This window comes from Kingella negevensis (genome assembly GCF_030177895.1).
Taxonomy (GTDB): domain Bacteria; phylum Pseudomonadota; class Gammaproteobacteria; order Burkholderiales; family Neisseriaceae; genus Kingella_C; species Kingella_C negevensis.
The window spans coordinates 657,863-680,792 of the sequence record NZ_CP123448.1 but is presented as its reverse complement, the minus strand read 5'-3'; the positions used below and the strand labels follow the sequence as shown (position 1 = coordinate 680,792).

Genomic DNA, 22,930 nt, shown 5'->3' with positions numbered 1-22,930 from the left:
TTTTTCATGAAAAATAGAGTAAAAAATATCCATTTTGTCGGAATTGGCGGCACAGGTATGTGCGGCATTGCCGAAGTTTTACACAATCTTGGCTTTAATGTATCGGGTTCTGACCAAGCGCAAAGCGCAACCACACGTTATTTGAGCAGCTTGGGGATTCGAGTTTTCCCAGGGCATACCGCAGAACACATTGACGGCGCAGAAGTAGTCGTTACTTCTACCGCCGTGAAACACGATAATCCCGAAGTGTTAGCAGCGATTGAACAGCACATTCCCGTGATTCCACGCGCCATGATGTTGGCAGAATTGATGCGATTGCGCGAAGGCATTGCGATTGCTGGCACGCACGGCAAAACCACCACAACTAGCTTAACCGCGTCTATTTTGGGCGCAGGTGGTTTAGACCCAACGTTTGTGATTGGCGGCAAATTAACCGCAGCAGGCACAAACGCAAAATTGGGCAAAGGTTCATGGTTGGTAGCGGAAGCTGATGAAAGCGACGCGTCTTTCTTGTATCTGTCGCCTGTGATTACCGTGATTACCAATATCGACGAAGACCACATGGACACTTACGACCACAACGTGGAAAAACTACACCAAGCGTTTGTGGACTTCGTTCATCGTATGCCGTTTTATGGAAAAGCCTTTTTGTGTGTGGACAACGACCATGTTCGCGCCATTCTGCCAAAAATCAAAAAACCATTCGCCACTTACGCGATTGATGATGAAACCGCCGATATTTGGGCAACCAACGTGCAAACGCGCGGCGCACAAATGGCGTTTACGGTTCACGCACGTCGCGGCGAAGAAGTGTTGGAATTTGATGTGGTGCTGAATTTACCAGGGCGACACAATGTGCTGAACGCATTGGCAAGTATTGGCGTGGCGTTGGAATGCAAGATTTCAGTTGAAGCGATTCAGGCTGGTTTATTGGGCTTTGCGGGTGTCGGTCGCCGTTTTCAAAGCTATGGCGACATTCCATTGCCAAATGGTGGCACAGCGCGTGTGATTGACGATTACGGTCATCATCCCGTTGAAATGCAAGCGACTTTGGCAGCAGCGCGTGGCGCGTTCCCGAATAATCGCTTGGTGCTGGCGTTCCAGCCGCACCGTTACACGCGAACACGCGATTTGTTTGAAGATTTTGTGAAAATTCTGGGAACGGTGGATAGCTTGGTGCTGACTGATGTGTATGCAGCAGGCGAAGAACCGATTGTGGCGGCGGATAGCCGTGCTTTAACTCGCGCCATTCGCGTGCATGGCAAACTTGAGCCGATTTACTGCGCTGATGTGAGCGCACTGCCTGAAACGCTGTTAAACGTGTTGCAAGATGGCGATGTGTTGCTGACGATGGGTGCAGGAAGTATCAATCGCACGGCGCAAGCCTTGGTGGACGCAACCACCGCAAAATAAAATTGTTGGCAGCCTGAAAAAAATTTCAGGCAGCTTTTTGTGTATTTTTTCGGCAGCCTGAAAGATTGTTTTTCAGGCTGCCATAAGCCATTAAATAGAAAGCAGTTATTATGCAAAACTTTGGTAAAGTCGCCGTGTTGATGGGCGGATTTTCTTCAGAACGTGAAATTTCTTTAACCAGCGGTAACGCGATTTTGAAAGCGTTGCGTGAAAAAGGTGTGGACGCGCACGCGTTTGACCCGAAAGAAACGCCGTTATCTGAATTAAAAACTCAAGGTTTTCAGGCTGCGTTCAATATTTTGCATGGCACTTATGGCGAAGACGGTACGGTGCAAGGCGCGTTGGAAGCGTTGGGTATTCTGTACACAGGTTGTGGCGTGTTGGCATCTGCGTTGGGCATGGACAAATATCGCTGCAAATTGATTTGGGCAGCGTTGGGTTTGCCAATTCCGCCGTTTGTAGTGCTGCATGATGACAGCGATTTTGCGGCAGTTGAAGCGTTGTTGGGTTTGCCGATGTTTGTGAAACCTGCGGCAGAAGGCAGTAGCGTAGGCGTCTACAAAATCACGCAAAAAGGCGAATTGGCGCAAGTTTATCAGCAGTTGCGCGACCAAAACTTGCACGGCGAAATTTTGGCAGAACAATTCATGTCGGGCGGCGAATACACTTGCGGCGTGTTTAATCAAACTGCGTTGCCGACTATCCGCATTATCCCGAAAAATGATTTTTACGATTGGGAAGCCAAATATTTGCGTGATGACACGGTTTACATGTGCCCATCTGATTTGAGCAAAGCAGACGAAGCGTTAATGCGCGAGTTGGCGGTGAAAGCGTTTGTGGCGATTGGTGGTGGCAACACTTGCGGTCGCGTGGACTTTTTGAAAGACGCAGATGGCAAATTGTATATTTTGGAAGTGAACACGTTACCAGGGATGACTAGCCACAGCTTAATCCCAAAAGCAGCGAAACAAATGGGCATAGAATTTGGTGATTTATGCGTTTCTATTTTGCAAAATGCGTTCAATAAATAATAGGTGAAACGTGAAAATTGTGTTTTACCTGAGTCTGTTGCTGATATTGCTGACGGGGATTTTTTGGTTGCCGCGTTCTTCGTATTTTCAGATTGGCGCAATCAATATTGTGGCGGAAAATGGCGGCGACCAACTCAAACATGCAAGCAAACGGCGCGTGTTTGAATCCGTCCGTCCGTATCTAACAGGAAGTTTCTTTCGTGTGAACGTGCATGATGCGCAACGTGCAGCGGAAAGTGTGAACTGGGTGAAGCATGCTCGCGTGGATAGAATCCCGCCTTCGGTGATTAAAATCACGGTGGAAGAGTATGAGCCAGTGGCTCGCTGGGTGCGCGAAGGTTATCAAGCTGGGTTGATTACGGCAGAAGGGCAAATTTTTCAGGCTGCATATAATGAAGAGCTGCCTGAATTTGATGGTGATGTAACCGAATTGCCGATGATGTTGGAACAATATAGATTGTTGAATGAACAATTAAAGCCTTTGCGTTTGAAGATTCTGCGTTTACAATATAGTTCTCGTGCGGCTTGGTCAATGATGCTGGATAACGGCATTGAACTGCGCTTGGGTACGCAAAATACGCACACCAGAATGGCGCGTTTTGTGGAATATTATCCAAGCAAATTGGCATGGCAAGCGAATAATGTGGATTATGTGGATATGCGCTATCCAGATGCATTTGCGGTGCGACTGAGTGAAAATCTGCCAGAACCTGAAGAAGCGGAGCAAAAACAAACGCAGCCGCAAGAAAAGCAGCCTGAAAAATCGGCAAAATCAAAGAAAACGACCAAAAAATAAGATTGTTTTATTGGAAAAAATAATATGGCTGAAAATAAGCAATACGTCAGTGCGTTGGACGTAGGCACATCAAAAGTAATTGCGTTGATTGGCGAAGTGGTTGATGATGAAATCAACATTGTGGGCATGGGTTTATCAGAATCTCGCGGCTTAAAAGCGGGCATGGTAACCAATATTGATGCCACCGCTCAGGCAATTATGCAAGCGATGACCGAAGCTGAACGCATGGCTGAATGTAAAATTCGTAGTGTAACCACGGGCATTTCTGGCAACCATATTCGCAGCCTGAATTCTCAAGGCGTAGTCAAAATTAAAGACGGCGAAGTGAGCAAGGTGGACATTGACCGTGCAAAAGACACGGCAAAAGCGGTAAACATTCCGCCAGACCATCAAATTTTGCACACTGTTGTTCAAGAATACATTATTGATAACCAACCAGGGGTGCGCGAACCGATTGGTATGAGTGGCGTGCGTTTGGATACGCGCGTGCATATCATCACGGGTGCAGTAACCGCGTTGCAAAATATTCAAAAATGCATTGAACGCTGCCAGTTGCAAGTAGATGAAATCATGCTGCAACCGTTAGTCAGCGCAGACGCTGTTTTAACAGAAGATGAAAAAGAACTGGGCGTTTGTGTGATTGACATTGGTGGTGGCACAACAGACATCGCTGTTTATACCAATGGTGCGATTCGCCACACCGCAGTTATCCCGATTGCGGGCGATTTGATTACACGCGATTTGGCGCAAGCATTGCGTACCCCATATAGTGCAGCTGAACGCATTAAAATTTTCCACGGCGCAGCTTTGGAAAATTTGGACGGCTTAGATGAAATGGTGGAAGTACCAAGTGTGGGCGATAGATTGCCGCGCCAAATTTCTCGCCGCACATTAGCCAGCGTGATTGGCCCGCGTGTAGAAGAAATTTTGGAACTGACGCTGAACGAATTACGCCGTGCGGGTTTTCCTGAAGAAGTTTTGACTTCAGGTATCGTATTGACTGGCGGTGCTTCATTATTGCGCGGCGTGGTGGAATTGGCTGAAGATGTGTTCAATTTGCCAGCACGTGTGGGCGTACCACAAGAAGCAGGCAGTTTGTCAGAGCGTTTGCGCAATCCGCGTTATGCGACAGTGATTGGTTTATTGTATGCCGCGAAAAAACGTGCGAAATTGAGCGGTTTGAGTGCGGGCATACAAAATCGTAAAGTACCCGCAAATAGTGCTATGCCAAGTAAACCAGTAGCCAATAAATCGCGTCCAGCACCGATTGAAACCCCTAATGACGACCTCATCAATAATATCAATGATGTCGAAAATATTGATGATGGTATCGGTTTGGATTTACCCGAACCCAATCCACGCAAACCAAGTCTTTGGACTCGTGCAACGCGTTGGATGAAAAACAATCTGTAATTCAGTCAGCCTGAAAATAAGCAGCCTGAAACCACTTTAACCCCTTTTTTATTGATGACACTTTCCAAACGGGAAAGTGAGGAGCCCCAAAGATGGACAATCCCGTTTATAACTTTGTAGATAATTCAACTGGCCCAGCAGTGATTAAAGTCATTGGTGTTGGCGGTGGTGGTTGCAATGCCATTAACAACATGATTGACAACCCAATTCATGGCGTGGAATACATCAGCGCAAACACAGACGCGCAATCATTGCAAAACAATTCAGCCAAAAGCAAAATCCAACTGGGCGCAAGTTTAACGCGTGGTTTAGGTGCAGGTGCTAATCCAGATGTGGGTCGTGATGCCGCTTTGGAAGACCGTGAAGCGATTGCTTCTGCGGTTAAAGGCGCAGATATGTTGTTTATCACGACAGGTATGGGTGGCGGCACCGGCACCGGCGCTGCGCCCGTGATTGCAGAAATCGCCAAAGAAATGGGTATTTTGACTGTTGCAGTGGTAACGCGTCCATTCAAACACGAAGGTAAACGCGGCATCGTGGCGCAACAAGGGATTAACCACTTGAAACAACAAGTGGATTCATTGATTGTGGTGCCAAATGATAAATTATTGGCAGCATTGGGCAAAGGCGTAACCGTGAAAGAAGCTTTCCGTGCAGCAAACAACGTGTTGCGTAACGGCGTGGCAGGCATTTCAGAAATCGTTACTTGCCCAGGTTTGATTAACTTGGACTTTGCCGATGTGAAAAACATGATGAGCATCACAGGCATGGCGATGATGGGTATCGGCGAATCTAAAGGCAGCGACCGCGCTCGTATCGCCGTGGAACAAGCGATTTCTAGCCCATTGTTGGACGATGTGAGCTTGAGCGGTGCGCGTGGTGTGTTGGTAAACATCACCACTGCGCCAGATTGCTTCATTTTGGACGAATACGAAGAAATCATGGCTGTGGTGAGCGAATATGCTTCGCCTGATGCTGAATTGAAATTTGGTACCGCAGAAGATGAAAGCATGCCTGAAGATGCGATTCGCATCACAATCATCGCAACTGGTTTGAAAGAAAATGAGCCAACTTTCGCGCAAATGGGCAGCAGCACACGCCCTGTGGCAGACCCTGCCGTTGCCAACAAAGTAAACAGCGTCATTCGTTCAGGTCGCAGCGCACGTTCTGCGAACTTGGTTGCGGCTGACTTCTCAAGCCAATCTGTGATTGATGATTTTGAAACGCCTGCAGTATTGCGCCGTCAAGGTCATTTAGAATAATAACAAAACGCAGCCTGAAAAATTCTTTCAGGCTGCGTTTATTGCTTTAATCGATTTTTTACATTTCCCACAGAAAGGGGCTTTATCATGCAAGATAGTCAATCATTAGACAAATTTCAAGCCATGCAACTGGCGGCAATGTTAATCACGGCGCAAGCTAACGCAGAGCAAGATGAAAAGTTGGTTGAACGAATGTTGAACTTAGCTGAGTTGATTCGTGAAAAAGATACGAAGCGCGTTCGTGAACGTTTGGGTACGCCACGCTTGGGGTGTTAATCTCATAAAAAAGCAGCCTGAAAACTTTTCAGGCTGCTTTTTTTTAGGGCTTAAATCGCGCGGTCAAAATAAGTATCAATTTTGGCTTTTTCTGCCATTGTTTGTACATAAGCCAACACATTTTGCGGATATTGAATACCTTTCACAATACTCAAATTACGCAGCAATGGGAAAATAATAATATCTTCCATGCTCAGGTTTTCACCATTCAGGCAGCCTGAACTTTTCACCAACGTATCCAATTGCGCCAATTCTTGTTCCGCTTGTGCCAAATATTTGCTGGTTTCGGTAAGGTTTTGCTCAAAGCTGCCCAGCATGCTTTCTTTTTTCTTTTGGAAATAAGCAATCGCTTCGGGCGTAGCAAATTCAGGCAAACCAATTTGAATATCGCGCGGCTGAATTAGATGATTGCCATATGCCATAAAACGGTCAAACCATGCTTGGATTTCTGGGCGAATGGTCTCGTTTAAACGTGTTTCGCAGCCTGAAAATTCATCGATATAGCGCACGATGTCTAAACTTTCGCCCATGTGTGAACCGTCTGGTTTTTGCAAAATCGGCACTTGTTTTGCTCCGATTAAACCGATAGGCGTGTCTTCGTCATCGTTCAGCAACACGATGTTTTCTAGCGGCACGTCGCGCAAGCCCAAAATCATGCGGGCGCGAATGCAGAATGGGCAATGGTCATAAATATATAATTTCATTTGCTTTCCTTGAGTATAAATGCAGCCTGAAAACGGATTTTCAGGTTGCGTTTTGTTTAATAGCGCGCTGGAATAGTTCCCATGCGTTGTTTCAGAGAAGTTTTTGATTCACCCAACAAACTTGCGTAATAAGTGGCGTTGGTCATCACTTTTTTCACGTAATCACGTGTTTCGTTGAACGGGATAGTTTCTGCGTAAATCGCGCCTTCCAAATTGTTGGCGGCTTGCCATTTGCGTGCGCGACCTGGACCTGCGTTGTAGCCTGCGGTTGCCAATACTTCGTTGTTTTGCAAGTTAGAACGGGCGTTTGCCATGTACCAAGTACCCATGCGCACGTTGCCGTCTGTGGTGTATAGCTCGTCGCTGCTCATGCCAATTTTTCGGGCGATTTCACGCGCAGTGGCAGGCATCACTTGCATCAAGCCTTGTGCGCCTACGCCTGATTGTGCGCTCATCACAAAGCGGCTTTCTTGGCGAATCAAGCCATACACCCAAGCTGGGTCTACGCCGTGTTGATTGCCGTAGTTCATAACCAAATCACGGTATGGCGTGATATAGCGTAAGTTGTAGTTCAACAAATCGTTGGTTTTGTCTGCGCTGTAAATTGCCATTTCGTAGAAATCGTTGTTGTATGCCAGTTGCGATGATACGAGCAAAGTTGGCTCGTTCAAGTTGCGTGTGGCGTAACGCCATTCGTTTTGTGCTTGGCGACGCATGCGCGAATCGCTGCTTTGTTTGCTGACTTGATACAAGGTGAGTGCGCGTTGGAATGCGCCGTCTTGGTTCAAGCGGTTTACGTCTGCTTGCGATGCGTTGGCAACGTTGTTGCGTGTGTTGATGCGTTGTCCCAGCTCTTCAGTTGCCAATACGGCGTAGAAGTTGCGACCTGATTTAGCGGCGCGTTGGTAGAAACTTTGTGCTTGTGAGGTGTTGCCTTGTGCGCTCAGGCTGCGACCGCGCCAGTAAAGCCATGTTGGGTCATTTTGCAATTTGGCTGGCATGCTGGCGATGATATCGCCCAATTCTTGCCAGTATTGATGACGCAAGGCTGAACGGGCGTACCATTCAAATTGTTCGTTATTCAGTTGCTTGCGGTCTGCTAAGCGATAGTAGGCTAGGGCGTTGCTGAAGTTTTGGTTTTTGGCGTGTGCTAAACCTAAAACGCCCCATGCGTAGCCTGTTTGTTCGCTGTTCAGGCTGCCTGAAAGATTTTGCAGACGGGCGGCGGCTGCATCTGGATTTTTTTGTGCTTCGCTGCTAATCACGCTGCGCAATGAATTTTCTTGTGCGCCGTTGCCCGTTGCGCTGTTGAGTGGGCTGCCGAGTGCTGCGGCTAAGTTGCCTGCATCTGCGGTTTGATCGCTGCTGAGCAAGCCGCGAACGCGTCGCCATGCGCGACTGCTGTTCAGGCTGCTGGCACGGGCTTGCAATAAGCTGTTGCAACCTGCTGGTAATTTGCCTGTTTCTTCTAATAAGTCGTTCACAAATGTGCCGTCATTTTCCACGCCGAATAGGTTGGCATAGCAGCGCACTTCTTGGCTGCGACCGAGTGGGTCTAATTTGGTGTATTGTTGTTGGAATAGGGCGATTTGGTTGCGTTTGCCTAAACTTTTCAGCCATTCATTGTGGACGCTTTCGCCCATTGCGCTTTGATTTTGGCTGCCTAAGAATTGAATGGCGGCGTTGTCATCGCCATTTTTTACGGCAGCTAACACGCTGTCTAAACGTTGAAAATCGTAAATGGTTTGATTGCTGTCTTGAACGGGACGTGAAATGGGAATCACGGCTTGAGCCACTTGTGTAGAGGGTTGCACAGGGGCTTGTGCGGTTGTTTTTGTTGTGCTTGGGGTTTGGTTTGAAGTGCAAGCCGCTAATAAAGCAACGGCTAAACCGCTTGCGCCGTTTGATGCCATACGCAAAATAGTCATGCAAAGTTCCATATTGTGTGGTCAAAAAAATTTTTAAGAGGATGTATGATAACAGTTTTTATCTTTTCAGGCAGCCTGAAACTTTTTTATGAATGAAATTGATGATTAATGTGTAATTTTCTTGTTTGAACTTTACAAAATTTAGCGATATAGTTTGTTTTATCCATTTTCAGGCTGCAATAGTGTCGCAGCCTGAAAATATTTCATTATTAGAACAGGAACAACACCATGAGCAAACTCTTCCCAAACGCCACACCACGCACACGCGCCCCCTTTCGTTTTGACATTGTTGGCAGCTTTTTACGCCCAGAAGCCTTGAAACAAGCTCGCCATCAATGCGCTTGCGGTGAATGCACACCCGAATACGCAGAAGAAATTACAGATAAAGCCGTGTTGGACTTAATCGCCAAAGAGAAAAAAGTGGGCTTGCCAAACGTAACCGATGGCGAATTTCGCCGCACTTGGTGGCATTTGGACTTTTTGTTCAATTTGAACAACGTGGAATTGCGCGACACCGAAACTTATAGCACCAAATTCCAAGCGCACATGCACCGCCCAGTAACGCTCGTTATCACAGACAAAGTGGAATGGAACAAAGACCATCCTTTCTTGGCAGACTTCAAACGCCTGCACGAAGAAGCCAACGGCTACCCAATCAAGTTCACAATCCCAGCACCCAGCATGCTGCACCTGATTACTTGCGTGCGCACCGCGAAACCAGAATTGCCAGCCGTTTACGCTAACGACCAAGAAAAATTGTTCGTCGACATCACCGCTGCTTACATTGAAGCAGTGAAAGTGTTTTACGATTTGGGCTGCCGCACCTTGCAATTAGACGACACATCTTGGGGGGAATTTTGCTCAGAAGAAAAACGTGCCTTGTATGCCTCACAAGGTGTGGATGTGGATACAGTTGCCAAACGCTATGTGCAAGTGTTGAACGACATTCGCGCCGCCGCTCCTGAAGACATGGCTTTGACCATGCACATTTGCCGCGGCAACTTCCGCTCAACTTGGTTTTCATCAGGCGGCTACGAACCTGTGGCAGAAATCCTGTTTGGCGGCTGCAACATTGACGGCTTTTTCTTGGAATATGACAGCGACCGCGCAGGGGATTTCAAACCATTGCGTTTCATTAAACATCAACAAGTTGTTTTGGGTTTGGTTACATCAAAAACAGGCGAGCTGGAAGACAAGCAAGCCATTATTGACCGCATTAAAGAAGCGACTCAATATGTGGACATCAACCAACTTTGTTTAAGCCCACAATGCGGCTTTGCTTCAACCGAAGAAGGCAACGTGCTGACCGAAGAAGAGCAATGGCGCAAATTGGAATTTATCCGCGAGATTGCAGAAGAAGTTTGGGGTGCGTAATCGCAGCCTGAAAATGGCAATAGATAAAAAACACTAATTCAGGTATGATTAACTCGCTTAACATTTGTTAAGTGGGTCTTCTTATTTTTCAGGCTGCTTATCATGAAAAAAACATCTCTTTTATTCCTCACGCTAACCGCTACCGCCGTTCAAGCCGCGCCCGTTAGCACCCCTTTAAACCAAATCCCCGATTTAAACCAAGAGCAAATCAGCCAGCAAACTGAAACCGTTGTGCAGCCTGAAAACGCCAAGCAACATTCAGCGTCCATGACCGCAGACGATTTGCTCAAGCAGCCTGAATTATTGCAAAACGCGCTGGATACTGCCATCAATCAGCAAAATGTAAACAATATCCGCTTTCTGCTGTCGATTTACCGCAAGCAGCCTGAAAACCAGCAAGATGCCGTTTTATTGAAATACGCAGAGAGCTTTGTGCAACGCGCAGACGGTAAGCAAGATGAAGCAGAACAAAATTTGCGTGAACTGGTGCAAGCGCACCCCGAATTTGCGCCGATTCGTTTGCAATACGCGCTGACTTTGTTGCAAAACGGCGAGCAAAAAGAAGCCGCGCAAGAAGTCGCCAAAATCCGCGAAACGCTCGAATTACCCGAAGATGTCAGCCAATATCTCAACCAATTTGACGCGCATCTGAAAAACGAAAAAGCGTGGCAATTCAACGCTAACGCGTATTATTTGAATGAAGGCAACGTAGGTCGCGCGCCTGAACAACGCACTTATGGCAATTGGCAATTTCCAGAGCCTAAAAAAGCGCACGGTTTCGGCTACGAGTTATCCGCTCAAAAAACCGTTCCCATTAAAGGGCATTGGGCGGCGCGTGTGAATGCTTCGGTTTACGGCAAATTTTATTGGGATGCGCATGATTACGATGATTTAGTCGCGCATACCGAAGCGGGCGCGGTGTGGCGCAATGCCAAGCAAGAAGTGTCTCTGATGCCGTTTTACGAAAAACGCTGGTATGGCACTGAGCCGTATTCGCAAACTTCGGGCGCGATTTTGCGTTATTCGCGCACTTTGTCGCCTAGCTGGCAGGTTTATGGTGCGTGGCAATCAGATTACAAACGCCATGATGACCGTCTGCATTTAAACGGGGCTGACCATTCGGCTTCGGTGTCGGTGCTGTATCGCAGCAGTCCGCAGCAGTATTTTGTGATTGGGGCTGGGGCTGGGCGCAGCAACGCAAAAGATTTGTCGGACGCGTATGTTTACAGCAATGCGCGTGTGAGCTGGACGCGAAATTGGCGCAGCCTGAAAAATTTATCCACCACTTTGAGCGTGTCGGCACAACGCCGCAATTATCGTGCGCCTGATTTTTTCAATATCCGCAGACATGACAAGGAATATTTCACGCGCTTATCTGTGTCTCACCCAAAATTATCTTGGGGCGGGTTTGTGCCGCGCTTGAACTGGACTTGGTCTCATGTGAATAGCGACCATTTTTATTATCGCTATAATCAGAATCGGGTTTTTGTTGATGTGATGAAGCAGTTTTGATTGAGAATGCAGCCTGAAAATATTGTTTTCAGGCTGCGTTTTTACACCGTGTTTTGCTACAATGCAGCATTGTCCTTTTTTTAATGAACTTATCATGCAGTTTTACTCTCACAAATCTCATCACTTCCCTGATTTTTCACGCAAACTAGTTGTCGCAATCATCATTGCAGGTGGCGTGTATTTGGGCGGTTATGCGGCTCTGTATCGCGTTTCACAGCATCATGAGCTCAACAAAAAAGCACAAACTTTGCTCGCTGGCACAAACCGTACCTTCACGCTAGACAGCAATATCAGCCGACAACTCTTCCCACGCCCCACCATCATCTTACGCAACGTCAAATTATCCGAAGTCAACAGCAGCGAAACCGCATTGGCTGTCGATGAAATTCGCGTGGGCGTGGCGTGGAGCAGCCTGTTTAGCAACCCCACAGTAGAAAAACTGGTTTTTGAGCGCGCAAAAGGACAAATCACGCGCCAAATCAACCAGCCTTGGAGCATCAGCGATTTATGGAAAACACGCGGTGAACGCAAAATTCAATTCAACCGTGTCCAAATCAATAACAGCGAACTCATCATCAAAGATGAGCAAATGGGCGAGCTGAAATTCGACAACGTCAATTTAATGATGTCACGCAATGGCGAAATGCTGCCTTATGTGCTAACCGCCAACGCCAACTCAAACTATTGGGAAAGCCTCAACCTCACCGCATCAGGCAATGCACAAAGCAGCCAAGACAGCCTGAAACTGCCCGACTTAAAAATCAAATTCAACGGCAAAGAAAACAGCTACACCTTTTCAGGCAGCCTGAAAACCAAAGCCGCATGGCAAGAACAAGATTTCATTGCCGAAAACACGCACATTGAAGCCATTAGCAAACGCTACGACAGCACGCTCAATCTCAACATCGGCAGCCTGAAAAGCCGATATGGCGACGCAACGCTAGGCAACATCAACGCCGTGTTTACCGCCCCCAGCAATCCTTACACCCCAACAGGTACACTCACTGCCAACCAAGCCACATGGCGTGATTACCGTTTTTACAGCGACGAGTTGAACCTCAAAATCAACACCCATCATCAAGAAAACGACCACTTTGACACCAATTTAAAAACCAACGCCGTTTGGTCAATGGCAAACGGTTTGCAGCTACACAACGCCAAGTTCAGCAGCTTATACACCCCAATCCAAGACCCAACCAAAGTCCGCTTTGCCAGTGAATGGGAAGGCAGTTTCAATGCACCATCGCTCACCGAATGGCAACTGAACGCAGAAGGCGTGTTTGACCGCCAACCTGTTACCTTCAACATTGAACGCAAGAAAAACAACGTTTCAGGCAGCCTGAAACTTGCCAAATTATCATTAAACAACTATTTGAGTAGCGTCAGCACGCCCACTCAATTACCCTTCCCAAGCCCCAAACTCAACGTCAAAATGGCGTGGGACATCGGCACACTGGAAACGCCAACCGCACAAATGGATAATTTTCACGCCGATGTGAAAGCCAATGAAAAACAAATTGAGCTAAACCCCCTCTCTGCCGATTTATACAATGGACACAGCACAGGCAGCCTGAAAATCAGCAACCAAACACCGCTCAAATACAGCCTGAAACAAACCGCCACAGACGTGGAAATCCGTCCATTATTGCAAGACATGTTTGGCATCGGCAGCTTGAGTGGCAAAGGCACAGCCGATTTCACACTCAGCGCAGCAGGCAACACGCACGATGAGCTGATTCAAAACACTAACGGCAAAGTCTCGCTAGACGTGAAAGACGGAGAATGGTCTGGGATTAACTTGGCTCGCGTGCAAAGTTTGCTCACAGGCAATATTCTGAAAGACAAAGACAGCGAAGAAGCCCAATCCATGCCGTTCTCGCACTTTGTGTCGCAGTCTGAAATCAAAAACGGCATCAGCAAACACCAAGCCAACGCCGAATTAACGCAGCCTGCTGCCAACATGCAAAGCCAAGGCGAACTGAATTTGCTGAAAGAAACAGTAAACGAGCGTATTGTTTTCCAAGGTGCTGGCGGCGATACGCCTCTGCCCATTCGCGTGAATGGCGATGTGAAAAAACCAACCATCAGTTTGGACTATCAGCAACTTACCGCAGGTGCAAGCTCGCCAGAAGAGAAGCAAAAAGCCATCAGCGACACTTTGAAAAACCAATGGCAATGGTTGCTCAAAAAAGCCAAATAACGGCGCAAAAAAACTCCCTTGTTTTCAAGGGAGTTTTTTCTTACTCAAAGCCATCGTCTTCAGCCCAAGCCCTACGAATCGCAGCCTGAACCGTATCCATACCAAATCCGCGATACAACAAAAACCGCATTTGTTTCTGTTTTTCCGCAAAATCCGCCGCAGGTTGCTTGAATTTTTTGCGTAAGACTTCTTTCGCGTTGGCTAATTCCGTTTCTGAATCGGGCAAAAATTCACGCGCCATTTCGCTGTCGATGCCTTTCGCCGCCAACGCCTGTTTCAAGCGCAAAGCCCCATGTTTGCGACTTTTGCTGTTCACAAACGCTTCTGTGAACCGCTCATCAGATTGCCAGTTGCGCTCCGCAAATTCCGCCAACACCTGATTCAGCTCGTCTTCATCTTCCGCATACGGTGCAAGTTTGCGTTGCAATTCCAAGCGGCTCACTTCGCGGCGCGACAAAATGTCCATCGCGCGAGCGCGTAACGATTTTGGCTCTCTCATTTTTCAGGCTGCCAATCAATCATTTTTGGGACGTTGAACGCGCAAATGCTCGTAAATTTCAGGCAGCGAACCAATCAGCCAATCGGGTTTGGTTGCTTCTTCTTGGCTCAGTTCCACCATGTCGCCATAACCGTAAGTTACGCCAACCGCCACGCAGCCAGCCGCTTTTGCCGCCAGAATATCGTTGTGCGAATCGCCGACCATTAGCATATTTTTGCAGTCCACGCCCAACACTTCCGCCACATAACGCAACGGCTCTGGGCTGGGTTTGCGCTCAGGCAGCGTGTCGCCACCGACTACCATGCTGAAGTAGCCATCTAAACCCAAATCTTTCAATAATTTAACGGCTAACACTTCGCTTTTATTGGTTACAACAGCAAGCGGAATGCCGAGCGATTTCAGCAAGCCTAAACCTGCTTCAGTTTGCGGATAAGGGCGTGTGGCGTTGGCGATGTTTGCGCTGTAGTGTTTCACAAACGCAGAAAAGCCTTGTTGCCAAAGGACTTCATCTGCTTTGCCTTGGTAATCGTCCATCAAGGCGCGATGAACCAGCACGCCAATGCCGTCGCCAACATAGCTTTGCACGGTTTCGCGTGGCAATTCGCTCATGCCCAGCGCGACGCGCATGGCGTTGGCCGAAGCGGCTAAATCGGGAATGGAATCTACTAACGTGCCGTCTAAATCAAATGCGGCAGCCTGAACGTGGTCTAAAGTAATTTGTGGCATAGTTTGGTTTCTCCTAAATAAACGCAGCCTGAAAACATTTTCAGGCTGCGTGATTTTATACTGCGTTAAGCATTATTTGAACACAATTTCATTTTTTGGTTCAAAACGCGCTGCGTCCACTGGTGAGTTTTTAGTCAGATAATCTTTCATAATTTCCGCATCAATGTAACCAGTTTCCACATAGCTTGGGTGTTTGTTCAATTTTGGATAACCGTCGCCGCCTTCAGCATTGAAGTTGGTAAACGCGATGCGATATTTTTTGTTCATATCCAAAGGTTTGCCGTTCAATGTGACGTCGCTGACTGTGCCTGCTGTGCGATTAACGGTCATTTTCAAATTATTGGTGAAGTGCGGATAACCACCGTTGCCTGTGCTGATGAGAGCGACTTTGCTCAAGTAATCTTGCAGCTCTGCACCAGTTAAGGTTACGTGGCTCAAGATGTTGCCGAATGGGTGAACTTTCAGCACGTCTTTGTAAGTCAGTTCGCCAGCTGGCAATGAATCACGAATACCGCCGCCGTTGAAGATACCAATATCGGCTTGGGCGCGTTCCATCATCGCTTGCGTAATCAAATGACCCAAGTTACTTGGGCGATAACGCACCACTTCGCGCTGACCTTCAAACACGCCTGTGGTTTGACCCACTTTCACGTTCAATAATTGACCGCCTTTGTCTTGGTAAGTTTTCAAGTAGTTATACAATTTGCTATCAGGCACAAAGCTGGTGTAAGGCACGTAAGTGGATTGACCGTCTGCACCTTTCACTTTTTTCTTCAAGTTAATCGGAACCAACTGATAGCTGACTAATCGGGTTTTGCCATCTTTAAACTCAAAGTCTGCACGACCAACGTATTTACCCCATTCGCCAGCCTGAACAATCCATGTGCCGTTTTGGAAATCTGGGCGACAGGCTTGAGTTGGCTCGTATTTTTCATTCAATGAACCATCTTCATTTAAGCAAACGCGAGTGTGAGAGTGTCCGCCCACGATTAAATCAAATGCGCCTTTTGGCAAGTTACGCGCCAATGTTACATCGCCAGGCGCATTGTCGCCGTGATTGGCATTGTTGTAATAACCCATGTGAGTCAAAGCAATGCGCACATCAGGTTTCTCTTTGCGATTGATTTCGTTCAGTGTTTTATTTGCAGCGTGCGTTGGGTCGGCAAACGATAAGCCAGCCACGTTTTTCGCACTAGACATTTTTTCACTGTCTTCAGTGGTTAAACCTACCACAGCCACTTTCAAACCATTTTTCTTCAAAATGGTGTACGGTTTCACAAAGTGTTTACCCGTATTTTTATACAACACGTTGGCGCTCAAAAATGGGAAATTCGCCCAGCGTTCTTGTTGTTTCAACACGGATTGAGGATTGTCAAATTCATGGTTCCCCAACACGGTGGCTTCAAAACCGATGCGGTTCATGCCTTCAATATCAGGTTTAGCTTGTTGCACATCAGATTCAGGCACGCCTGTATTGAAGTCGCCAGCATGCAGCAAAATCACGCTGCCATTTTTCGCCGCCACGTCTTTTTTAATCGCATCAATCACGGCTTTTTCTGCGGCAAACCCGTATTCACCATGGTCGTTTTCCCAGAAACGTCCGTGCGTGTCGTTGGTGTGAACCACTGTAAAACGATACGTTTTACCTGCTTGATAAGCAAATGCAGAATGTGCCAAACCCAAACCCATTACTGCCGCTGTGAGATATTGCCATTTCATGGTTAATTCCTTTGTTGATGATTAAAAAAAATGCAGTTACGAAACGATGTAACAACGTGAAATATTTTAACGCGTTAAAATATATTAAAACAAGTTAATTTGCAGAAAAACGAAATGCAGCCTGAAAACATTTTTCAGGCTGCATTGATAAATCATAGATACACGATTTCCCCAGAGCGACCGCGACTGGCTTCGCTTGCCCACCACACAAAATCAGGCGTGATGTCCGTCATATTTTTGCGCTCGCTTGCCGATTCGCCAGGGTGCGTTTTAATGCGCTGCGGCGAATTAATAGACCCAGGTACCAACACATTAGCGCGCAAATTCGGGAAACGTTCCCATTCATCAGCCACCACTTTGCACAGATAATTCAACGCCGCTTTAGAAGCCCCAAAGCCACCCCAATACGCTTGCGGAGTTTCACCGTGTGATTCGCCGACAAAAATCACCGAAGCATCTTCAGATTCTTTCAGCATAGGCAACACCGCACGTGTTAAAGCCATCGGCGCAACTGTGTTGATACGGTATTGATTCACCCATTCATTCACCGTTTGAAAATCCAATGGCGAGAGCGCGTAGAAATAGCTGGCGCAGTGAATCACGCCGTCCAACTTGCCTTGCGTAGCTTCCGCAATCGTTTGCGCCAAATAATCAAATTCTTTTTCTTCCGCGTGAATCATGTCGAAACACATCGCAAACGGCTCAGGACTGCCCGCCGCCACAATATCGTCATACACTTTTTCTAATTTTTTTTGACTACGCGCCATTAAAATCACCGTTGCACCAGCCGCTGCGCAGGCTTTTGCCGTTTCCGCGCCCAAGCCTTGAGATGCGCCTGTAATCAATATCGTTTTATTTTTTAATGATTGTTCAGTCATGATGATTTCCTTTCGCAGCCTGAAAACTAATTCAGCGGCATATTAGCCGAATGTATAAGTTAGAGCAATCAATTTATTTACACGGCTTAACAAATTTTCAGGCTGCCTGAAACTGCGTTAAAATATTTGCAGCCTGAAAAGATAAGGACAAACTCATGCAAACCAACACAATCATCCACAAAATGCTGCAAGGCGAAAAAGTAGAATGGCACGCGCTGGAAGACGTTGCCGACCTCAAACGCGGACGCGTCTTATCCAAACCCTATTTAGAAGAACACAAAGGCGATTATCCCGTTTACAGCTCACAAACCCTGTTTTGTTTGTGGAATACCATGACGGTAGCGGTTTTGTGTGGGGCGACAGTTTGAGCGGTGCAAAACGCAATGGCGTGTCCAAACTGGAAAGCACGGTAGAAATGTCACAATGGGTACAGGAGCGTTTTGGCAAATATGCGCGTTCTCTGCTGCACAAACCGATGAGTGAGGTTATTCGCAAAATGGCGCGTTTTGCTGAAGATGAATGTCAGCCTATGCAAGCAAGTGGTTGGTAGCCTCTTCGCAGTTAAGCGGTCGTGCTTACAGCTATTCGGTTTTGCGCTCTGAGCATAATCCTGAAGATGAAATGCAGGTTACGCTGAATTTGGCGTTTGACGGTGTGGTTCGCCGCATTTCCGTTTCGCAAAATATGTATTCGCACAGCTAGGTTTTAGGCTGCCTGAAAAACAGGAATAGTCAAAAAAACAAAAAATAACGCCCTTACGCGTTGGCGCGTGAATAGCAAGGGCGTGAAATATTGCTTTAAAAACGATAGTCGCAAGGCGGTTTATACGGCTGAAGAATGCCCGAATTTGTTTTATGGGCGTGGCTATGTGCAACTGACTTGGTACGACAATTATTTGCGTGCTGGTAGTGAGTTGGGCGTGGACTTGGTAAAAAATCCTGAATTGGCTTTGCAGCCTGAAATCGCGGCTAAAATTATGCGTTTGGGCATCGTGGGCGGTTGGTTTACGGGGCGTAAGTTGGCGCATTATTTTTCAGGCAGCCTGAAAGATTTTGTGAACGCCCATGCGATTATCAACGGCGATGTGAAAAAGAATGGGCAATGATTGCTGGGTATGCGCGGAAGTTTGAAGCGGCGTTGAATGCGCAATGAAAAAGGCAGCCTGAAAGTGCCACAAAAATATTTTCAGGCTGTTTTTTATGGGCAAGATAAAAGATTTACACCTAATCTGCACCAAATTTAATTTATTTACTTGATTTTATTAAATGTATTGGCGCACCCGACTGGGTTCGAACCAGCGACCTTCAGCTTCGGAAACTGACGCTCTTCCAACTGAGCTACGGGTACGGATAGAAGGGCGAGAGAATATCTCAAAATAAGACTTTTGGCAAAAATTTTGCAATATAATTAAACAGCAATATAAATTTTTCTGGGAAAGTGATAATTGCTCTTGGAAACCTATTCTAAAATTCAGTATAATCACAAAAATTAAATCAATGTTAATCTAACTTAACATAAAAAATCGAACCTTATCACAATCTCCAAAATAGCGAGCATAATTCAAAATGAAATTCTCTAAAAATCAAATGCACGGCTCAGCATTATTTAACTTGTTAGGCGGTATCATTATTTTGATTTCCGTATTATTTTTGCTGACCAAACTGGCGGGTAGCGGTTACTACAGTGAAGTGGCTGAAACAACTGAAAGCGCAACGCAAACGCGCATCATGCCAACGGGGCAGGTTGTGGTGGGTGATGGAACTGAGCCAGGCCAGCGAACAGGCAAACAAGTATTTGATAAAGTATGTATTCAATGCCATGCGGCAGACAGTGCAACGGCTTTCGCTCCTAAGGTAACACATAACGACCAATGGACTGCCCGTATTGCTCAAGGTTTTGAAACATTGGTTCAACATGCGGTAAACGGTTTTAAAGGACCTGATGGCGGCAATATGCCAGCAAAAGGTGGCGATACCCGTTTAACAGATGATGAAGTAGCGCGTGCGGTGGCTTATATGGCGAACCAATCAGGCGCCAACTTCACTGAGCCGCCTGTAGGTGGTGCTGCGGCTGCAGTAAGTGCAAAAACTTCTAGCGCGCCAGCCGCTGCAAAAGCAGAAGACAAACCAGCAGCCACTGCTGATAACAACGCACGTGGTAAAGAAGTATTTGAACAAACCTGCAGATTCTGCCACGGTGCAGATACAGCTATTCCCAATATCCCACGCGTAACGCATAACGATGAATGGGCGCCACGCATTAAACAAGGCGAAGCGACTTTGGTAAAACACGCTATTGAAGGCTTCAACGCCATGCCAGCGAAAGGTGGCAATGCAGCTTTGTCTGATGACGACATCAAAGCCACCGTTCAATATATGGTAAAACAATCAGGCGGTTAATTTAAAATATTGCCTAACGATGCCGCATTTGGTTTTCCAGATGCGGCTTTTCATTTGCAGCCTGAAAGAATCACAATGAAACATTCCAGCACCTTTTTACTCATTCTCGCCGTTGTGATGATGGCTTCAGTACAGCGCACCCCCTTAGTTGCGTTGGGTCCTGTTGTGAGCCATATCCAGCAAGACTTGCAGATTTCGGGCGCCACCACAGGCTTAGTCGCTGCGCTGCCTTTGCTGCTGTTTGCCATTTTCTCCCCATTTGCCGCAGGCTTCGCGCGCAAATTTGGCATGGAACGTGTGCTGATTTCCGCTATTTTGCTGCTCATTATCGGCTTGATTGTGCGTGTCGCCATACCGTCTGTCGGTTTTTTGTTTTTGGGGACGGCTGTGATTTCCGCCGCCATTTCCATGAGCAACGTGCTGTTGCCTGCCTTGGCGAAGCACAATTTGCCCACGCGCGTTGGCTTAGTGATTTACACGATGTCGATTACCGTTGCCATTTCCTCTGCGCTTGCCAGCGTGATTGCCGTGCCTTTAGCCAACTGGTTTAACTGGCGTTGGTCGCTTGGCGTGTGGGTGTTGCCCGCCATTGCCGCTTTTGTGATTTGGCTGATTTGGGCAAAACAAGCCACCCCCGCCCCACTCAATCCCGTCCAACACGCTTCAGGTAGCCTGAATGTTTGGCGCGTGCCAGCCGCATGGGTGATTAGCGTGCTGATGGGCGTACAGTCATCGCTGTTTTATTCTGTGATTAACTTTTTACCGTCCGTGCTGATTGAAAAAGGGATGACCCCTATGCAAGCAGGCAGTTACACCTCACTTTTTCAGGCTGCATCATTATTTGGCGTGCTACTCGTATCGCTCAAATTTTCAGGCAGCAGCCACAAGCAAATTTGGACAACCAGCATGGCTGGACTGATGTTGGCGGGCATGACAGGATTGTGGCTATTGCCCGTTTCCCAAGCTGGTGTATGGATTTCACTCGTTGGCGCAGGTAGCTCTGCCGTGTTTTCCATTGTGATGATGCTGTTTGCCTTGAGAACCGAAAGCGCACACGAAGCTGCCGCACTTTCAGGTATGGCGCAAACCGTCGGCTACCTCATCGCCATAATGGGTCCGCTCGGCATGGGATTGCTGCACGATTGGTTTCATTCATGGCAAGTTTCGCTCAGCTTGCTGACTGCCTTGATGTTTATTGAAACCGTGTTGGCATGGTTTGCCAGCGCCCCCAGCACTTTACAACAAACTTTAAAACACTAAACATTTTCAGGCTGCGATATAAAAAGCAGCCTGAAAAAAGCAGCCTGAAAATTATGACAACACTCATCGACCAAGCCAAACAAGCCTTTGCCAATCAGCAGTTTGCCCAAGCCATTGAATTAGGCAAACAAAACCTGAAAGACCACCCAAACGATGTCATCACGCAAGAACTGCTGATAGACTCGTATTACTACACACTCAACCCCCAAGCCGTTCACGACACCGCGCGAGAAATGCTCGCCCACAATCCCAATCACGCCTATGCCTATTTCGCCATAGGTTGCGCCGATTCACAGGTTGGGCGATACGAGCAAGCACTTGCCCATTTTCAGCACGCCTACGCATTAGACAAACGCCCCAGTTATCAAACCGCCATACTGTGCACACGCCAACAACTCGCCTTGCAGCCTGAACAACAATGGGCAATCCTGCAAGACTACGACCGTTTTCTGCGCCAATATCCCAACGATTTAGGCGCACTCGCCAACCGCGCCATTTTGCTCGGCGACATGGGTTTACACGAACTCGCCCAGCAAGATTTACAACGCAATTTGCAGCTCAACAAAGACCCCATTCAAATCGCCAAAGCCTCGCTCAATCTCGGCATCAACAAGTTACGTCTAGGCGAATACGAAGAAGGCTGGGCATTATTTGAACACCGTTGGCAAGCCAAACACGCCGCCGCCCAACGCCCCAACTGGGACACCCCCATTTGGCAAGGTGAAGATATTGGCAACGCCCCCTTGCTCGTCTGCGCGGAACAAGGCTTTGGTGACAATATCCAATTCGTCCGCTACGCCATCGCTGCCAAACAACTCGGCTACAACGTAACCGTGTTAAACCAACCACAACTGGAAGACCTAATTTCAGGCAGCCTGAAAAAATTTGGCATTCCCACCATTTCACTCAACGGCGAGCAACCGCAAGGCTTCAGTTATTACGCCACTATGATGAGTATGCCCCACCTGTTGCGCCACAAAATCAGCAGTCAGCCTGTAACAGGACATGGCTATTTGCAGACCAGTCCAGCGTATCAACAAAAATGGACAACCAAAATGCAGCCTGAAAAAACGCAACCGCGCATCGGCATTGTGTGGGCAGGTTCGCCCAAACACCACCGCAACCTCAGTCGCAGTATTACACTGAACACCATTGCCCCTTTGTTGCAATTTCCCGCCGAGTTTCACTGCCTGCAAAAAGACATCAGCCCCGAAGACCTTGCCCAAATTCAGCAATATCCCAACTTGCACACATGGGCGCACGAAATCCAAGATTTCTCCGACACCGCCGCCCTTGCTGAGCAAATGGATTTAGTGATTAGCGTGGACACATCAGTCGCCCACCTAGCCGCCGCCATCGGCAAACCCACTTGGACGCTGATTAGCCACAATCCCGATTATCGCTGGCTGCTAGACCGCCGTGACACGCCATGGTATCCCAGCATGACCTTATTCAGGCAGCCTGAAAACCTCTCTTGGGGTGATGTGGTGGCGCAGATTTTGAAGGAATTGCAAGGGTATTTTCAGGCTGCGTGAAAGAG

Annotated in this window: 22 protein-coding genes and 1 tRNA gene; 16 read left to right on the top strand and 7 right to left on the bottom strand. The window is 47.5% G+C overall.

Annotated elements, in window-relative coordinates; genetic code table 11:
• The first annotated feature begins 6 nt into the window (after window positions 1-6).
• From murC to QEO93_RS03645, 6 genes are all read left to right on the top strand, one after another.
• The gene (murC, locus tag QEO93_RS03670) at window positions 7-1,413 is read left to right on the top strand and encodes a UDP-N-acetylmuramate--L-alanine ligase (RefSeq protein ID WP_032136727.1); all 1,407 of its coding nucleotides are present in this window, start codon (window positions 7-9) and stop codon (window positions 1,411-1,413) included.
• Between the two features lie 110 nt (window positions 1,414-1,523).
• Window positions 1,524-2,444 carry a D-alanine--D-alanine ligase gene (locus QEO93_RS03665; RefSeq protein WP_032136728.1) on the top strand — a complete coding sequence of 307 codons (921 nt, stop codon included), beginning with the start codon at window positions 1,524-1,526 and terminating at the stop codon, window positions 2,442-2,444.
• A 10-nt stretch (window positions 2,445-2,454) separates the two neighbouring features.
• Window positions 2,455-3,240, top strand: a complete 786-nt coding sequence (locus QEO93_RS03660; RefSeq protein ID WP_085815561.1) for a cell division protein FtsQ/DivIB — start codon at window positions 2,455-2,457, stop codon at window positions 3,238-3,240.
• Window positions 3,241-3,264: 24 nt separating this feature from the next.
• Window positions 3,265-4,653, top strand: a complete 1,389-nt coding sequence (ftsA, locus tag QEO93_RS03655) for a cell division protein FtsA (protein WP_032136729.1) — start codon at window positions 3,265-3,267, stop codon at window positions 4,651-4,653.
• Window positions 4,654-4,745: 92 nt separating this feature from the next.
• Window positions 4,746-5,915 (top strand): cell division protein FtsZ, encoded by a 1,170-nt coding sequence (gene ftsZ, locus QEO93_RS03650; RefSeq protein ID WP_032136730.1) that lies wholly within the window; start codon window positions 4,746-4,748, stop codon window positions 5,913-5,915.
• Window positions 5,916-6,002: 87 nt separating this feature from the next.
• Entirely contained in the window at window positions 6,003-6,191 is a 189-nt protein-coding gene (locus QEO93_RS03645) for a hypothetical protein (RefSeq protein WP_032136731.1), read from the top strand.
• A 50-nt stretch (window positions 6,192-6,241) separates the two neighbouring features.
• On the opposite strand, the gene QEO93_RS03640 is transcribed toward QEO93_RS03645, so the two are convergent.
• Window positions 6,242-6,895, bottom strand: coding sequence for a GrxB family glutaredoxin (locus tag QEO93_RS03640; RefSeq protein ID WP_032136732.1), 654 nt, complete (start codon window positions 6,893-6,895; stop codon window positions 6,242-6,244).
• 56 nt (window positions 6,896-6,951) lie between these two features.
• On the bottom strand, window positions 6,952-8,823 hold the full coding sequence (locus tag QEO93_RS03635; protein WP_032136733.1) for a lytic transglycosylase domain-containing protein: 1,872 nt from the start codon (window positions 8,821-8,823) through the stop codon (window positions 6,952-6,954).
• A 228-nt stretch (window positions 8,824-9,051) separates the two neighbouring features.
• On the opposite strand from QEO93_RS03635, the gene QEO93_RS03630 reads away from it, so the two are divergent.
• The 3 genes from QEO93_RS03630 (at window position 9,052) to QEO93_RS03620 (ending at window position 13,909) form a co-directional block, all read left to right on the top strand.
• Window positions 9,052-10,197: a 5-methyltetrahydropteroyltriglutamate--homocysteine S-methyltransferase gene (locus QEO93_RS03630; RefSeq protein WP_032136734.1), complete on the top strand. Its 1,146-nt coding sequence runs from the start codon at window positions 9,052-9,054 to the stop codon at window positions 10,195-10,197.
• 102 nt (window positions 10,198-10,299) lie between these two features.
• Window positions 10,300-11,709: a surface lipoprotein assembly modifier gene (locus QEO93_RS03625; RefSeq protein ID WP_085815560.1), complete on the top strand. Its 1,410-nt coding sequence runs from the start codon at window positions 10,300-10,302 to the stop codon at window positions 11,707-11,709.
• Window positions 11,710-11,803: 94 nt separating this feature from the next.
• Window positions 11,804-13,909 carry an AsmA family protein gene (locus tag QEO93_RS03620; RefSeq protein ID WP_157686260.1) on the top strand — a complete coding sequence of 702 codons (2,106 nt, stop codon included), beginning with the start codon at window positions 11,804-11,806 and terminating at the stop codon, window positions 13,907-13,909.
• Between the two features lie 40 nt (window positions 13,910-13,949).
• On the opposite strand, the gene recX is transcribed toward QEO93_RS03620, so the two are convergent.
• The 4 genes from recX to QEO93_RS03600 all read right to left on the bottom strand — a co-directional run bounded on the left by recX (window position 13,950) and on the right by QEO93_RS03600 (window position 17,731).
• Window positions 13,950-14,408: a recombination regulator RecX gene (gene recX, locus QEO93_RS03615; protein ID WP_032136737.1), complete on the bottom strand. Its 459-nt coding sequence runs from the start codon at window positions 14,406-14,408 to the stop codon at window positions 13,950-13,952.
• A 15-nt stretch (window positions 14,409-14,423) separates the two neighbouring features.
• Window positions 14,424-15,134 (bottom strand): phosphoglycolate phosphatase, encoded by a 711-nt coding sequence (locus tag QEO93_RS03610; RefSeq protein WP_032136738.1) that lies wholly within the window; start codon window positions 15,132-15,134, stop codon window positions 14,424-14,426.
• 72 nt (window positions 15,135-15,206) lie between these two features.
• Window positions 15,207-16,853, bottom strand: a complete 1,647-nt coding sequence (gene ushA / locus QEO93_RS03605; protein ID WP_032136739.1) for a bifunctional UDP-sugar hydrolase/5'-nucleotidase UshA — start codon at window positions 16,851-16,853, stop codon at window positions 15,207-15,209.
• Between the two features lie 152 nt (window positions 16,854-17,005).
• The gene (locus QEO93_RS03600) at window positions 17,006-17,731 is read right to left on the bottom strand and encodes an SDR family oxidoreductase (RefSeq protein ID WP_032136740.1); all 726 of its coding nucleotides are present in this window, start codon (window positions 17,729-17,731) and stop codon (window positions 17,006-17,008) included.
• Between the two features lie 155 nt (window positions 17,732-17,886).
• On the opposite strand from QEO93_RS03600, the gene QEO93_RS03595 reads away from it, so the two are divergent.
• From QEO93_RS03595 to QEO93_RS03580, 4 genes are all read left to right on the top strand, one after another.
• Entirely contained in the window at window positions 17,887-18,099 is a 213-nt protein-coding gene (locus tag QEO93_RS03595; protein ID WP_032136741.1) for a hypothetical protein, read from the top strand.
• Entirely contained in the window at window positions 18,054-18,281 is a 228-nt protein-coding gene (locus tag QEO93_RS03590) for a hypothetical protein (RefSeq protein ID WP_157686262.1), read from the top strand. The genes QEO93_RS03595 and QEO93_RS03590 overlap by 46 nt, the downstream gene beginning before the upstream one ends.
• Window positions 18,275-18,433, top strand: a complete 159-nt coding sequence (locus QEO93_RS03585; RefSeq protein WP_157686264.1) for a hypothetical protein — start codon at window positions 18,275-18,277, stop codon at window positions 18,431-18,433. Before QEO93_RS03590 ends, QEO93_RS03585 begins: the two co-directional genes overlap by 7 nt.
• 82 nt (window positions 18,434-18,515) lie before the next feature.
• Window positions 18,516-18,836, top strand: coding sequence for a glycoside hydrolase family 19 protein (locus QEO93_RS03580; RefSeq protein WP_052368673.1), 321 nt, complete (start codon window positions 18,516-18,518; stop codon window positions 18,834-18,836).
• A 166-nt stretch (window positions 18,837-19,002) separates the two neighbouring features.
• On the opposite strand, the gene QEO93_RS03575 is transcribed toward QEO93_RS03580, so the two are convergent.
• Window positions 19,003-19,078 (bottom strand) — tRNA-Arg (locus QEO93_RS03575).
• Between the two features lie 218 nt (window positions 19,079-19,296).
• On the opposite strand from QEO93_RS03575, the gene QEO93_RS03570 reads away from it, so the two are divergent.
• The 3 genes from QEO93_RS03570 (at window position 19,297) to QEO93_RS03560 (ending at window position 22,925) form a co-directional block, all read left to right on the top strand.
• Window positions 19,297-20,130: a c-type cytochrome gene (locus tag QEO93_RS03570; RefSeq protein WP_032136743.1), complete on the top strand. Its 834-nt coding sequence runs from the start codon at window positions 19,297-19,299 to the stop codon at window positions 20,128-20,130.
• A 75-nt stretch (window positions 20,131-20,205) separates the two neighbouring features.
• Entirely contained in the window at window positions 20,206-21,390 is a 1,185-nt protein-coding gene (locus QEO93_RS03565) for an MFS transporter (RefSeq protein WP_085815723.1), read from the top strand.
• Window positions 21,391-21,443: 53 nt separating this feature from the next.
• Window positions 21,444-22,925, top strand: coding sequence for a tetratricopeptide repeat protein (locus QEO93_RS03560; RefSeq protein WP_052368674.1), 1,482 nt, complete (start codon window positions 21,444-21,446; stop codon window positions 22,923-22,925).
• The last annotated feature ends 5 nt before the right edge of the window (window positions 22,926-22,930 follow it).